Origin of the sequence: Streptomyces sp. NPDC020996 (assembly GCF_040641355.1) — a bacterium.
In the GTDB taxonomy this organism is placed as follows: Bacteria; Actinomycetota; Actinomycetes; order Streptomycetales; family Streptomycetaceae; genus Streptomyces.
Map to the genome: position 1 here is coordinate 9712 of NZ_JBFADM010000034.1, position 12784 is coordinate 22495.

13 protein-coding genes and 1 pseudogene are annotated in these 12784 nt (G+C 71.7%); 8 read left to right on the forward strand and 6 right to left on the reverse strand.

The features are described from left to right. Positions 1–144 precede the first annotated feature (144 nt). From AB0G63_RS22565 to AB0G63_RS22575, 3 genes are all read left to right on the forward strand, one after another. Positions 145–636 (forward strand): GNAT family N-acetyltransferase, encoded by a 492-nt coding sequence (locus AB0G63_RS22565; RefSeq protein ID WP_360753020.1) that lies wholly within the window; start codon positions 145–147, stop codon positions 634–636. A 75-nt stretch (positions 637–711) separates the two neighbouring features. Next, positions 712–1380 carry a DsbA family oxidoreductase gene (locus AB0G63_RS22570; RefSeq protein WP_360753022.1) on the forward strand — a complete coding sequence of 223 codons (669 nt, stop codon included), beginning with the start codon at positions 712–714 and terminating at the stop codon, positions 1378–1380. A gap of 69 nt (positions 1381–1449) precedes the next feature. Then, entirely contained in the window at positions 1450–2502 is a 1053-nt protein-coding gene (locus AB0G63_RS22575; RefSeq protein WP_360753024.1) for an aminotransferase class V-fold PLP-dependent enzyme, read from the forward strand. 60 nt (positions 2503–2562) lie between these two features. Here AB0G63_RS22575 and thpD read toward each other — a convergent pair. From thpD to AB0G63_RS22590, 3 genes and pseudogenes are all read right to left on the reverse strand, one after another. After that, positions 2563–3228: pseudogene (gene thpD / locus AB0G63_RS22580) on the reverse strand (ectoine hydroxylase); the annotation flags it as partial. A gap of 51 nt (positions 3229–3279) precedes the next feature. Continuing rightward, positions 3280–3786 (reverse strand): diaminobutyrate acetyltransferase, encoded by a 507-nt coding sequence (gene ectA, locus AB0G63_RS22585; RefSeq protein ID WP_360753027.1) that lies wholly within the window; start codon positions 3784–3786, stop codon positions 3280–3282. 316 nt (positions 3787–4102) lie between these two features. Continuing rightward, positions 4103–5215: an aminotransferase class V-fold PLP-dependent enzyme gene (locus tag AB0G63_RS22590; protein WP_360753029.1), complete on the reverse strand. Its 1113-nt coding sequence runs from the start codon at positions 5213–5215 to the stop codon at positions 4103–4105. 185 nt (positions 5216–5400) lie between these two features. On the opposite strand from AB0G63_RS22590, the gene AB0G63_RS22595 reads away from it, so the two are divergent. The 5 genes from AB0G63_RS22595 (at position 5401) to AB0G63_RS22615 (ending at position 10115) form a co-directional block, all read left to right on the forward strand. Further along, complete coding sequence (locus AB0G63_RS22595) at positions 5401–6252, forward strand: ABC transporter substrate-binding protein (RefSeq protein ID WP_360753032.1); 852 nt, start codon at positions 5401–5403, stop codon at positions 6250–6252. Then, positions 6249–7088, forward strand: a complete 840-nt coding sequence (locus tag AB0G63_RS22600) for an amino acid ABC transporter permease (RefSeq protein WP_360753035.1) — start codon at positions 6249–6251, stop codon at positions 7086–7088. Before AB0G63_RS22595 ends, AB0G63_RS22600 begins: the two co-directional genes overlap by 4 nt. Further along, positions 7085–7879, forward strand: a complete 795-nt coding sequence (locus AB0G63_RS22605; protein ID WP_360753038.1) for an amino acid ABC transporter ATP-binding protein — start codon at positions 7085–7087, stop codon at positions 7877–7879. Before AB0G63_RS22600 ends, AB0G63_RS22605 begins: the two co-directional genes overlap by 4 nt. Before the next feature lie 21 nt (positions 7880–7900). Then, positions 7901–8992 (forward strand): amidohydrolase family protein, encoded by a 1092-nt coding sequence (locus AB0G63_RS22610; protein WP_360753040.1) that lies wholly within the window; start codon positions 7901–7903, stop codon positions 8990–8992. Positions 8993–9149: 157 nt separating this feature from the next. After that, positions 9150–10115, forward strand: coding sequence for an SCO1860 family LAETG-anchored protein (locus AB0G63_RS22615; protein ID WP_360753043.1), 966 nt, complete (start codon positions 9150–9152; stop codon positions 10113–10115). 336 nt (positions 10116–10451) lie between these two features. Here the strand turns inward: AB0G63_RS22615 and AB0G63_RS22620 are convergent, their stop codons facing one another. The 3 genes from AB0G63_RS22620 to AB0G63_RS22630 form a co-directional block, all read right to left on the reverse strand. Further along, positions 10452–11285 (reverse strand): transposase family protein, encoded by an 834-nt coding sequence (locus AB0G63_RS22620; RefSeq protein WP_360753046.1) that lies wholly within the window; start codon positions 11283–11285, stop codon positions 10452–10454. A 72-nt stretch (positions 11286–11357) separates the two neighbouring features. Next, positions 11358–11810, reverse strand: coding sequence for a hypothetical protein (locus AB0G63_RS22625; RefSeq protein ID WP_360753049.1), 453 nt, complete (start codon positions 11808–11810; stop codon positions 11358–11360). A gap of 54 nt (positions 11811–11864) precedes the next feature. Next, the gene (locus AB0G63_RS22630; RefSeq protein ID WP_360753052.1) at positions 11865–12623 is read right to left on the reverse strand and encodes a hypothetical protein; all 759 of its coding nucleotides are present in this window, start codon (positions 12621–12623) and stop codon (positions 11865–11867) included. Positions 12624–12784 lie beyond the last annotated feature (161 nt).

The window sequence follows — 12784 nt, forward strand, 5'->3', positions numbered from 1 at the left end:
GGGCACTGCGCCCGTGCCGGGCACTGCGCCCGTGCCGGGCACTGCGCCCGTGCCGGGCACTGCGCCCGTGCCGGGCACTGCGCCCGTGCCGGGCACTGCGCCCGTGCCGGGCACCGCGCCCGTGCCGGGCACGTCCTCCGCTGCGTGATCAGAACGCACCGGACCGTCGACTCCCCGGTGGTCAGGACCGCCCTGCCCGCCGCGGCCGCGGTCGTCGCCGCGCTGCACGCCCGCGCCAGGTCGACGTACTACCCGGACGGCCTGCCCGACGACGGCACCGACTGGCCGGCCAGGTGGGCGGAGGCCATCGGGCGGGCCGACCGCCGTGTGCTGTGCGCGGTGCTCGACGGCCGCCTGCTGGGCATCGCCTCCTTCCGCACCCCGCGGGGCGCGTCCGCGGAGCCCGTCGAGCTGCTACAGCTGCACACCGACCGGGGCGTCGGCACCGCGCTGCACAGGGCCTGCGTCGAGGAGTGGCAGGCCGACGGCAGACGGACGGCCGTGCTCGCCGTGCACGTCGGCAACCTGCGGGCCCAGGCCTTCTACGCCGGCCGGGGCTGGGTCCCGGACCCCCGGCAGCCCCCGGCCGAGGACGACCACCACCTGCTCCTGCGCCTCGCCGTCGCCGGGGAATGACCACGGCTGGTTGAACGTTCACGCATGCGGCGGAGGGAGTCTCCGTACCCGTGCGAGCCGACAGGAAGCCGAAACATGCGCGTCGAGATCTGGAGCGACATCGCCTGCCCCTGGTGCTACGTGGGCAAGGCCCGCTTCGAGAGGGCGCTCGCGGACTTCCCGCACCGCGACCGGGTCGAAGTGGTGCACCGGTCCTTCGAGCTGGACCCGGGCCGCGCCAAGGACGACGTCCAGCCCGTCCTCACGATGCTGACGAAGAAGTACGGCATGAGCGAGGCGCAGGCGCAGGCCGGTGAGGAGAACCTGGCCGCGCAGGCCGCCGCCGAGGGCCTGGCCTACCGCACCCGGGGCCGCGACCACGGCAGCACCTTCGACATGCACCGCCTGCTGCACCTCGCCGAGGAGCACGGCAGGCAGGGCGAACTGCTGCAGATCCTCTACACCGCCAACTTCGCCGAGGAACGCTCCGTCTACGCCGACGACGAGCGGCTGGTGGAACTCGCCGTCGCCGCCGGTCTGGACGCCGACGACGCCCGCCGGGTGCTCGCCGACCCGGACGCCTACGCCGACGCCGTCCGCGCCGACGAGCGCGAGGCCGCACAGCTCGGCGCGACCGGCGTCCCCTTCTTCGTCCTCGACCGGCGCTACGGCGTCTCCGGCGCCCAGCCCGCCGAGGTCTTCGCGCAGGCGCTGGCCCAGGCCTGGGACGAGCACGAAAAGCCGCAGGCCGGAGCGCATTCATAAGCAACGCTTGGGGCGGTCACGCGGAAAGCTGCCATGGACGGGGGACTGCGCGGGGCTCAGAGTGGACCCATGGAGACCTTCGAGAGCCTCGTCCGTTCCGAGTTCGCCCCGAAGAACACCTACCTGAACACCGCGAGCAACGGACTGCTGCCCGCCCGTACCGTGGCCGCGCTGCACGAAGCGGCGCTGCTGCGCGCCGAGGGCCGGCCGCTGGGCCCGCTGCACGCGGACGTGGAAGGGGCCCGCGCCGCCTTCGCCCGGCTGGCCGGGGTCCCGGCAAGCCGGGTGGCGGCCGGGGCGTCGGTGGCCGCGCACACCGGGGTGATCGCCGCGTCGCTGCCGGCCGGCGCCGAAGTCCTCACCGCCGAGGACGACTTCACCTCCGTGCTGAACCCGTTCCACGTACGCGGCGACCTGAAGGTGCGCACCGTTCCGCTGGAGCGGATCGCCGAGTCCGTCCGGCCGGGCACCGTGCTCGTCGCGGTCAGCGCCGCCCAGTCCGCCGACGGCCGGGTCGCCGACCTGCCCGCGCTGCGCGAGGCGGCCCGGCGGCACGGGGCCCGTACGTACGTCGACTTCTCCCAGACCGCCGGCTGGCTGCCGGTGGAGGCCGGCGCCCACGACTTCGCGGCCACGGTCTCCTACAAGTGGCTGCTCGGCCCGCACGGGGCGGCCTTCCTCGTCGTCCCGGAGGACCTCGGCGGGCTGACGCCGCTCCTGGCCGGATGGGTCGCGGGCGAGGAGCCCTGGCAGAGCTGCTACGGGCCGGTGACCGAACTCGCCCGCTCCGCACGGCGGTTCGACCTCAGCCCGGCCCTGTTCACGTTCGCCGGGCTGCGCCGCTCCCTGGAGCTGATCGAGGAACTCGGCGTGGACACCGTACGCGCCCACGACCTCGCCCTCGCCGACCGCTTCCGCGCGGGACTGGCCGCGCTGGGCCACGAACCGCTCCCGGCGCCCGGCTCGGCGATCGTGTCGGTGCCCGGACTCGGCCACCGGCAGCCCGGGTTGAGCGACGCGGGCATCGAGGTCTCCGACCGCGCGGGCAACCTGCGGGCCTCCTTCCACCTGTACAACACCCCCGCCGACGTCGACCGGCTGCTGGACGTCCTGTCCGGCTGACCGGCCCCGGCGACGGGGGTGCCGGCGGCGCGGGGGCGGGTCACCTCACTGGTGTGCGGGTCACCTCACGGGTGTGAAGTCCCGCGCGCCGATGAACTCCGGCCGCCGCACGGGCGCCGCGAACGGCTCGACGGCCGCGTTCTCCACGCTGTTGAACACGATGAGGACGTTGCTGCGCGGGAACGGCGTGATGTTGTCGCCGGACCCGTGCATGCAGTTGCAGTCGAACCAGGTCGCCGAGCCCGCCTTGCCGGTGAACAGCCGGATGCCGTACCGCGAGGCCAGCGCGGTCAGCGCCTCGTCGGACGGCGTGCCCGCGTCCTGCATCCGCGGCGACTTCTTGTAGTTGTCCTCGGGCGTGGCCCCGGCACAGCCCAGGAACGTCCTGTGCGAGCCCGGCATGATCATGAGCCCGCCGTTGGTGTCGTAGTTCTCGGTCAGCGCGATCGAGACCGACACCGTCCGCGTGTTCGGCAGGCCGTCCTCGGCGTGCCAGGTCTCGAAGTCCGAGTGCCGGTAGAAGCCGCTCGCCCCGAAACCTGGCTTGACGTTGATCCGCGACTGGTGGACGTACACGTCCGAGCCGAGGATCTGCCGCGCCCGCCCGACGACCCGCTCGTCGCGCACCAGGTTCGCGAACACCTCGCTGATCCGGTGCACTTCGAAGACGGACCGGATCTCCTTCGACTTCGGCTCGACGACGGACCGCTCGTCGGCGCGGACCGCCGAGTGCGTGCGGGAGTGCTGGGGGCGTGGGGGCCTGCGGGACTGGCGGCGTCAGCGGGAGAGGGGGCCGATGCGGTGGAGGACCTCGGCCTCGTGCGGACCGTCGGGGAACAGGTCCGCGCCGAACAACACCTCGCGCTCCACCCGTGCGCCGTGCCGCTCGGCGAACGAGGCGAACAGCCGTTCGGAGGCGGTGTTGCCCGGGGTGATGGTGGTCTCGAGCGTGGTCAGCCCGTGCTCCGTGACGGCCCGCGCCGCCAGGGCGTCGAGCAGTGCGCCCGCGAGCCCCCGCCCGCGGTACGCCTCGTCCACCGCCACCTGCCAGACCAGCAGGGTGCGCGGACGGTCCGGCCGTACGTAGCCGGTGACGAAGCCGACCGGTTCCCCGTGCTCGTCGCGGGCCACGGCCGTGGTGCCGGCGAAGTCACGGCACCACAGCAGATAGCTGCACGACGAGTTCAGGTCGAGGGTCTTCGAATCCTTCGCGATACGCCACAGCGCGGCGCCGTCCGCGACCGACGGACGGTCTATTTTCAGTTCTGCTTGTGCGGCAGTCATGCGAATTGAACTTACCGAGGGAATTCCAAAAATACATCGCGCGAGTGGGTTGCCCCAGCAGGGGTCCTGTGTTATCGCGCGGGCGCGGGCGATCGCGCGAAATCCGCCCCGAAGGTCCGGTTTTGACCGGCGTAAACAATGACAAATCGGTCAGGATGTGTAACGCGTCACACCCATGTGACCCGCACGGGGTCTGCTCGAATCGCGCCGGTCGACGTTCGCAGCATCTTCGCGTTTGGGTCGAGGGCAAGCGGGCAGAAGAAGAAAATCAACTGCCCGTTGATAAACTCCGGAATTACCTCTGAATCAGATTCCGCTAATCCTGCTGATGCGATACCGCACCCTGTGCCGCCCGGTCCGCCGCCTCCACGTTCACCGTCAGGCCCCGCTCCGCCAGCGCGGCGCCGAGTGCCGCCAGACAGCGCCGTACCGTCTCCACGGACGCGTCCGGCCCGTAGTGGTTGACCCGGATCATCTCCTTGGCCAGCGCGCCCCCGCCCGCGGCCAGCGGCAGCGCGGGGTCGGTCTCCAGGGCCCGCGCCACCAGCTCCGACGCGACCGTCTCCGCCGGCACCCGCAGCGTGGTGGCGACCGGCGCCGCCTCCCGGGCCTCGTGCACGTACGGCTCGAGCCCGCCGCCCATGGCGAGGGCGCCCGCCCGGGCCGCGGCGGCGGCCGACGCGTGCCGGGCCATCACCGCCTCCAGGCCCGACGCCTCGATCCGCTCCAGGCACGCCTCCAGCGCGAGCATCTCCAGCTGCGCCGGAGCGTGCAGCAGCGCCTTGCGCCCGCCGTCGATCCAGCGCTCCTTCCAGTCCAGCAGCGACAGGTACGACCGGCGCGGGGCCCGCGGGTTCGCGGCCATCCGTGCCCACGCCCGCTCGCTCACCGACACCGCCGAGACGCCGGCCGGCCCGCCCATCGCCTTCTGCGCCCCGATGACGCACAGGTCCACGCCCCAGGCGTCCGGCAGCACCGGCTCCGCGCCGACCGACGCGACGGCGTCCAGGTAGAACAGCGCGCCCCGCTCCCGCACCACCTCGCCGATCTCCGCGACCGGGTTGGTGTTGCCGGTCGCCGCCTCCGCGTGCACCAGGGACACGAAGTCGATCTCCGGATGCGCCTCGAAGGCCTCCCGGACCTGCTCGGCGCGCACGGCCGTGTGGAAGGGCACCGCCAGGTCGACGACCGTGGCGCCGCAGTCCCGCAGCCAGTCGCCGAAGGTCTGCCCGTACGGGCCGGTGATGACGTTCAGCGCGGTCGTCCCCGGCCCCGCCGTCGCACGGATCGCGCCCTCCAGGGGCAGCAGGGCCTCGCCCTGAGTGATCACGACGTCCTGGCCGGTGCCGAGCAGCCGTGCCACGCGGTCCTCGATGGAGGCGAAACGTGCGGCGCTCAACGGCGCGAGGTCCAGAAAGGGGTGGGTCACGGCAGTGCTCTCTTCTCGCCGGCGGGGTGGACGCGGTAGACGCAATCGAGGGTAATCGGTGTCCCCGCACCGCCCCCGGCCGGCGACTTCTCAGGCCGGACGCCCCCGCGACCATGGATTTAATTTGAGATGCCCAAACATCTCCTTATAATCGGAGCCCACAGTTCCCCCACAGGAGGTCCCCCGTGAACACCGTCCCCGGGCGCCGGATCCGCGTTCTGGCCGTCACCACCGCGACGGCCGGGCTGGTCCTCGTGGCCGGCTGCACCTCGAGCGACAGCGGCGGCAGCGGCGGCAAGACCGCGGCCGGCGGGGTCGAACTGGTGAAGGCCGGACAGCTCACCACCTGCACCCACCTGCCCTACCCGCCGTTCCAGTCGGAGATCGACGGCAAGGCGCAGGGCTTCGACGTCTCCCTCGTCGACCTGGTCGCCAAGGACCTGGGCGTGCAGCAGCAGATCGTCGACACGCCGTTCGAGAACTTCAAGACCGGCGCGTTCCTCAACTCCGGCCGGTGCGACCTGGCCGCGGCCGGCATGACCATCACCGAGGAGCGCAAGAAGAACGTCGACTTCTCCACCCCCTACTTCGACGCCACCCAGGCCGTCCTCGCCGCCCGCGGCAGCGGCGTCCACTCGCTCGCCGACGTCAAGGCCAAGGGCGTCAAGCTCGGCGCCCAGGCGCAGACCACCGGCGAGGACTACGCCAAGAGCAAGGGCTTCGACCCGGTCTCCTTCGAGTCCTCCGACGCCGTCCTCAACGGACTGCGCACCGGCCAGGTCAAGGCCGTCATCATCGACTACCCCGTCGTGCAGGGCTGGCTGAAGGACAAGGCCAACGCCGCCGCCTTCGAGGTCGTCGACAACCTCAACACCGGTGAGCAGTACGGCTTCACGGTGAAGAAGGGCAACACGAAGCTCCTCGCCGCCGTCAACAAGGCGATCAAGGACGCGAAGGCCGACGGCACGTACAAGAAGCTGTACGAGAAGTGGATCGGCCCCTACGACGCCTCCGCCGCGTCGCCCTCCGCCTCATGACCGGCACGGACCTCCGCACCCCGGCCCCGCCCCGCAGGAAGGGGCTGACCCGGCGGCAGAAGCGCCGTCTGTCGCGCGGTGCGCAGTACGTCGTCTTCGTCGCCGCCGTGGCCGCCTTCGCGGCCTCGGCCGACTGGGGACGGCTGCGCAACCAGTTCGCGCAGGGAGACATCGCGCGGCAGATGTTCCCCGAGATCATCACGCTGGCGCTGAAGAACACCGTCCTGTACACGGTGTCCGGCTTCGTCGTCGGGCTGGCCCTCGGCGTGGTCGTCGCGCTGATGCGGCTGTCGTCGGTCGGCCCCTACCGCTGGCTCGCCGGCGTCTACATCGAGATCTTCCGCGGCCTGCCCGCGCTGCTGATCTTCATCTTCATCGGCGTCGCCGTGCCGCTGGCCTTCCCCGGCACGGAGATCGTCGGCGGCACGTACGGCAAGGTCGCCCTCGCGCTGGGCCTGGTGGCCGCCGCGTACATGGCCGAGACGATCCGCGCGGGCATCCAGGCGGTGCCCAAGGGGCAGCTGGAGGCGGCCCGTTCGCTGGGCTTCTCGCCCGCCCGGGCCATGGTCTCGATCATCATTCCGCAGGCGTTCCGCATCATCATCCCGCCGCTGACCAACGAACTGGTGCTGCTGTTCAAGGACTCCTCGCTGGTGCTGTTCCTCGGCGTCACCCTGGAGGAGCGCGAACTGTCCAAGTACGGCCGCGACCTGGCCAGCACGACCGCCAACTCCACGCCGATCCTCGTCGCCGGCCTGTGCTACCTGCTGGTCACCATCCCGCTCGGCTTCGTCGTCCGCCGCCTGGAGGCGAAGGCCCAGGAGGCCGTCAAGTGAGCCCTACCGCAGAGATCCGCCTCCAGGGACTGCACAAGTCCTTCGGCGACAACGAGGTGCTGCGCGGCATCGACCTGGAGATCGCCCGGGGCGAGGTGGTGTGCGTCATCGGACCGTCCGGCTCCGGCAAGTCGACCCTGCTGCGCTGCGTCAACCTGCTGGAGGAGCCCACCCGCGGCCAGGTCTTCGTCGTCGGCGTCGAACTCACCGACCCCGACGTCGACATCGACGCCGCACGCCGCCGTATCGGCATGGTCTTCCAGCAGTTCAACCTCTTCCCGCACCTCACCGTCACCGAGAACCTCACCCTGCCGCAGCGCCGGGTGCTGCGGCGCGACAAGGCCACGGCCGCGCGGGTGGCCGCCGAGAACCTCCGGCGGGTGGGCCTGTCGGAGAAGGCCGACGCCTACCCCGCCTCCCTCTCCGGCGGCCAGCAGCAGCGCGTGGCCATCGCCCGCGCGCTGTCGATGGGACCGGAGGTGATGCTGTTCGACGAGCCGACCTCGGCGCTCGACCCCGAGCTGGTCGGGGACGTGCTCGCGGTGATGCGCATGCTCGCCGACGAGGGCATGACCATGATGGTCGTCACCCACGAGATGACCTTCGCCCGCGAGGTCGCCGACCGGGTCGTCTTCATGGACGGCGGCGTGATCGTCGAGGACGGCACGCCGGGCCAGGTCATCGGCAGCCCCCGCCACGACCGCACCCGCCACTTCCTCTCCCGCCTGCTGGACCCGGCGATGGCCGACGTCGAGCAGGGAACCCCGGACCAGGCGGGTGCGGGCGGATAGCCGGTCACTAGAGTGCCGTGCATGAGCGATCAGGCGGTGCTGCACGTGAAGGGCCGGGTCCTGGCCGGGCCCGACGACGTCCGCGACGAGCTGTGGGTCGTCGGCGGGCGGATCTCCTACGACCGTCCCGCCGGGGCGCGCGACGTCCGCAGCGTCGAGGGCTGGGCCCTGCCCGGCCTCGTCGACGCGCACTGCCACGTGGGGCTCGGCCCGCACGGCCCGGTCGACGAGGACGTGGCCGAGAAGCAGGCCCTGACCGACCGGGACGCGGGCACCCTGCTGATCCGCGACGCCGGCTCGCCCTCCGACACCCGCTGGATCGACGACCGCGACGACCTCCCGAAGATCATCCGGGCCGGGCGGCACATCGCCCGCACCCGCCGCTACATGCGCGGCTACGCCTGGGAGATCGAGCCCTACGACCTGGTGGCCCACGTCGCGCGGGAGGCGCGCCGCGGCGACGGCTGGGTGAAGCTGGTCGGCGACTGGATCGACCGCGACCTCGGCGACCTGGCGCCCAGCTGGCCGGCCGACGCGGCCCGGGCCGCCATCGCCGAGGCCCACCGGCTCGGCGCCCGCGTCACCGCCCACTGCTTCGCCGAGAACTCCCTGCGCGACCTGGTCGAGGCGGGCATCGACTGCATCGAGCACGCCACCGGCCTCACCGACGACCTGATACCGCTGTTCGCCGAGCGGGGCGTCGCCATCGTCCCGACACTCGTCAACATCGCGACGTTCCCGCAGCTCGCCGCGGGCGGCGAGGCGAGGTACCCGCAGTGGTCGGCCCACATGCGCCGGCTGTACGAACGCCGCTACGACACCGTGCGCGGCGCCTACGACGCCGGCATCCCCGTCTACGTCGGCACCGACGCCGGCGGTCACCTCGCCCACGGCCTGGTGGCGGGCGAGGTGGCGGAACTGGTCACCGCCGGCATCCCGGCCGTGGCGGCCCTGTCCGCGACGACCTGGGGCGCGCGCGCCTGGCTCGGCCGTCCCGGCCTGGAGGAGGGCGCACCGGCCGACCTCGTCGTGTACGAGGCCGACCCGCGGGCGGACGTGCGCGTGCTGGCGGCCCCGCGGCGGGTGGTGCTGGAGGGACGGGTCGTCGGCTGAGCGCCCTGCCCGGTCGCGGGGTTGTCCCGGCCGTAATCGAAAGCGTTCACGGGGAACGCTCGTTGGGGTGAACTGGTGCTGTATGGACGCCAGTTCACCCCAACGGGCGTAATTCTTGCCGGGTCCCGAGCACGTCTCTTCTGGGGGTCCCACCACCTTGAACGGCAACAGTTTCCGCATGCCCGCACGCCGGCTCGCCACCGTCACGGCGGTCACCGCCCTGGCCGCCGGTCCCGCGGCCCTGGCCGGCTCCGGCCCTGCCCACGCGACCGCCGACCACGGCCGTGCGAGCGCCGTCGTCCTGCGCACCGGGCTCGACGTCGGCTTGCTCGACAAGACCGTGCACGTCCCGCTCACGGTCTCCCTCAACCAGGTCGAGGCGCCGCAGAGCGCCCGGAAGACCGCGCTGACCGCCCGGCTGGACGGCGTGAACGGCGGGAAGCCGTTCAGTGTGCTGAGCGCGGAGGTGGCGGACGCGCAGGCGACGGTCACCGCCGGCCGGGCCGAGGGCTCCACCACCCTCGCCCACGCCAGGCTGCACGTGCCCGGCCTGCCCCTGCTCTCGCTCGTCGAGGTGCAGCAGGTCACCGCGAAGGCGACCTGCGAGGCCGGGAAGACGCCGGCCGCCTCCGCGAGCCTGCTCGGCTCGGTCACGGTCCTCGGCAAGAAGGTCACGCTCACCCCCGGCGGTCCCACGGACGTCAAGGTGCCCGGCGTCGGCGAGGTGCGCCTGGACCTGTCGCAGAAGCGGACCACCTCGCGCACGGCGGCCGCGACCGCCCTCCGGCTGAAGGTCTCCGTCAACCCGCTGAAGCTCAACGTCGCCGAGGTCGAGGGCACGCTCACCCTGGCGGAGGCGACCTGCGAGGCCCCGCCCGCGCCCGCGCGCCAGAGCGCGGACCCGGCTCGGCAGAGCCCGGACCCGGCACGGCAGAGCCCGGACCCGGCGCGGCGGAGCGGGGACCCGGCCGGCGACGTCAGGCCGCAGGGGGCGCCCGCCAAGGAGGCGGGGCTGGCCGAGACCGGCGGCAGCTCGGCGACGCCGTACGTCGCGGGCGGCGCGCTCGTCCTGGTCGCGGCGGGCGGCGGCGCGCTCGCACTGGCCCGCCGACGCAGGAGCTGACCGCTCCGGGGTCCGTGGGGCACGGGTGGCGGGTGGCGGGTCGCGGGCCCGCTGCCCTGGGCCGGGGGGCGCGGGCCCGGCGTCCTGGGCCGGGGCGTGTGGTCGGGCGGGGGTGCGGATCTCGCGGGTGGTGTCGGGGCGCGGGTGTGCTTGCCGGGAGGGGGTTGGGGGAGCGCCGCTTCCGGGGAGCCGTGGTGGTGCTGCGGGCGGGGTGCCGTCCTGCGCGACGTCAGTGAGTTGCCGCCAACTTGAAGACGCAGGTCAAAGGGCTGGTGTGACCGGTCCTCCGGGTACTCATACTGGTCCTGGGCAGGAGCCCACGGAGAAGATCATCTGTCAACGGTTGACTTCGAGGTTCGTCAGGACGAGCAGAGCGCGCAGGAGTCGGGTGGCGCGGGCGGGGCGGGTGCGGAGCTTGGTGAGGATCCGCCAGTTCTTGAGGTGGGCGAAGCCGTGCTCGACCGGTGCACGTCCGACGGCGAGGACGCGGTTGGCTTCCTTCTCGCCCGGGGTGAGCTTGTGGATTCGGCTGGCGGCGTAGCCGGTGACGATCACGGGGTCGAGGATGTCGTTGTCCAGGCCGCGGAAGCCAAGGTCCGCCAGCGCCCCGAGTCCGGCGGCGCGCAGGTGGGCCAGGATGTGGTCGTGGCGGGCGGCGGTGTTGTCGTGGGTGCGTCCGGGTCGGCCAGCCGATATCCAGATCAGACGCCCGTTCTCATCGGTCAGGGCGAGGAAATGCAGGCCGTGGCTGCGGTGCTTGCCGGAGTAGTTCCGCCGGTCGGCCTTGCCGGTGCGACGCCTGGTGCGGATGAGGGTGCCGTCGATCAGGACCACCTCCCCGCCCTGCCTGGCGACTTTCCGCAGGACACGGTCCAGCCACGGCGCCTGGGCGGCGAGCAGTCCGACCAGCTCGTCGCGCCAGCGGCGGACGGTGGACTCGGCCACGTTGTTGCCGCCGGCCATGTCGGCCAAGCGCTGGTCGTGGCGCAGTACGGCCAGGACGATCACCGCGATCTTTCCCGGCGGCAGGATCCGCCACCTGGACCGAATCGCCTTGAGATGGCGCCTGAGTAGATCGGCGAGGTGGCTGACGGTGCGCGTGGACAGCGGCAGACGGCACTGGTAGACAAGTGGGCAGGTGTCTTCGACGAGCTCTTTGGTATTCGTCACATAAAATCAACAGCCTCCGGGGGCACCCCGGTTACGCCTGTTCCGGGCCACTCCACGTGGCGGCGTTCCTGGTCATAGACGGGTGGTGAACCGGCCGTCGGGCAGTTTGCGCAGCCAGCCGCGATCGACGAGTCTGACCAGCTTGCTGCGCAGCGGTTCCAGCTTGGACCGCACGCTGACGTCCACTCCCACTACCTCGCCGACCTCGCGGGCCATGACTGGCCCGGCGGCTTGCCGCACGGCGGTGATGATGCGCTGGTAGTCCCACGGGAGCGAGTCCTCCTCCACGCCCGGTTCGCGGTGCGGTACCAGCATGACCGCCTGGCCGCCTACCTGCCCGGGCATCGGTCGGGCTGAGGAGCGTTCCTCGGCGAGCTGCCCGGCCATCCGTTCAAGGACACGTTCGGCGACAGCAAGTTCGTCCCGCTCGGCCCGCACGTCCGCCAGCTGTTTGGCCAGCTGTTCTTCGAGTTCGTCCAGCTCCGCGCGCCGCGCGGTGATCCGTTCCAGCAGCTCGGGATCCAATATGTACCGGATCGTAGGAGGTAGCCGAGGCGTAGCGAGCAGGAATCGGACAGTTCAGCTACCTGAGCAGGAGCGAACCGCATCGCGCCAGGCACCGGGACTGTGGTGGTGGTTTTTGTGCCCTGCGGCAAGTACGTGCCGCAGTTCGGCAAGGTATTGGGTGTTCATGGGAAGACTTAGCTGGTCGAGGAGGGCCAGTGCGGCGGCCGGTTCCAGGTCACCGTAGACGTCGTGGAAGCTCGCCCGAAGACCGAGGAAGAGAGCAGAGTGCAGGGCGGGAAGCCGCGCGGCGGTGCGGTATGCCGGCTCCTTCACCGTCCAGCGCACCGGGCCCGAACACTCCAGAACCCGACGGGCCCGGCGGAGGAGGGCTTCCGATCGCTCGGCCACTACTCGGTCGATGTCCTTTCCGAGGACCTCGGCGAAAGCCGTCGCGGAAGTGGTGTGGTCCTCGAACCAGTCCACCCACAGCGAGTAGGTAACGGCCTCGACGTCCCGGTCCGCCTCCAGCCGCTCACGGTAGCCGCCCCACAGCACGTCGGCCGGCAATGGGCCCTCCCCGTACCTGTCCGCGAATCGGATCTCGCAGGTGACCCAGTAATCGTCGAGGAGATCCAGCAGCCCGAAGGCCAATCGCACCTGGTCGGCTGTACTCAGGTCCTCGGCAAACACATCACCGGCCCAAGAATGTGCCACTTGGTTGGCGGTGAGCAACACGTCCGGCTTCTCGTCGCTCACCCACCCGTCGCGTACCTGGTGGATGCCCTGATCAGCCAGCCAACGCCGTGCCGCCTCCACGCCTTGCGTATCCATCCGGGCAGTATGACAAGCCTCGCAAGATCCGAATGAAACAGCCGAACGCCATCGGCAGAACCGGCATGGAGCCGCGAACCACCCCTTGGCGGACGATCTTCCCCACAGACTCCCGCCTACGACCAGGGTGAGCGCCCTGGGCACGAGTCACGCCAGTCCTC

Excerpts from the sequence above, each read along its gene's own strand:
- ectA (WP_360753027.1), bottom strand. The coding sequence starts at position 3,786 with ATGACTGCCGCACAAGCAGAACTGAAAATAGACCGTCCGTCGGTCGCG.
- AB0G63_RS22570 (WP_360753022.1), top strand. The coding sequence starts at position 712 with ATGCGCGTCGAGATCTGGAGCGACATCGCCTGCCCCTGGTGCTACGTG.
- AB0G63_RS22575 (WP_360753024.1), top strand. The coding sequence starts at position 1,450 with ATGGAGACCTTCGAGAGCCTCGTCCGTTCCGAGTTCGCCCCGAAGAAC.
- AB0G63_RS22610 (WP_360753040.1), top strand. The coding sequence starts at position 7,901 with ATGAGCGATCAGGCGGTGCTGCACGTGAAGGGCCGGGTCCTGGCCGGG.
- AB0G63_RS22600 (WP_360753035.1), top strand. The coding sequence starts at position 6,249 with ATGACCGGCACGGACCTCCGCACCCCGGCCCCGCCCCGCAGGAAGGGG.
- AB0G63_RS22630 (WP_360753052.1), bottom strand. The coding sequence starts at position 12,623 with ATGGATACGCAAGGCGTGGAGGCGGCACGGCGTTGGCTGGCTGATCAG.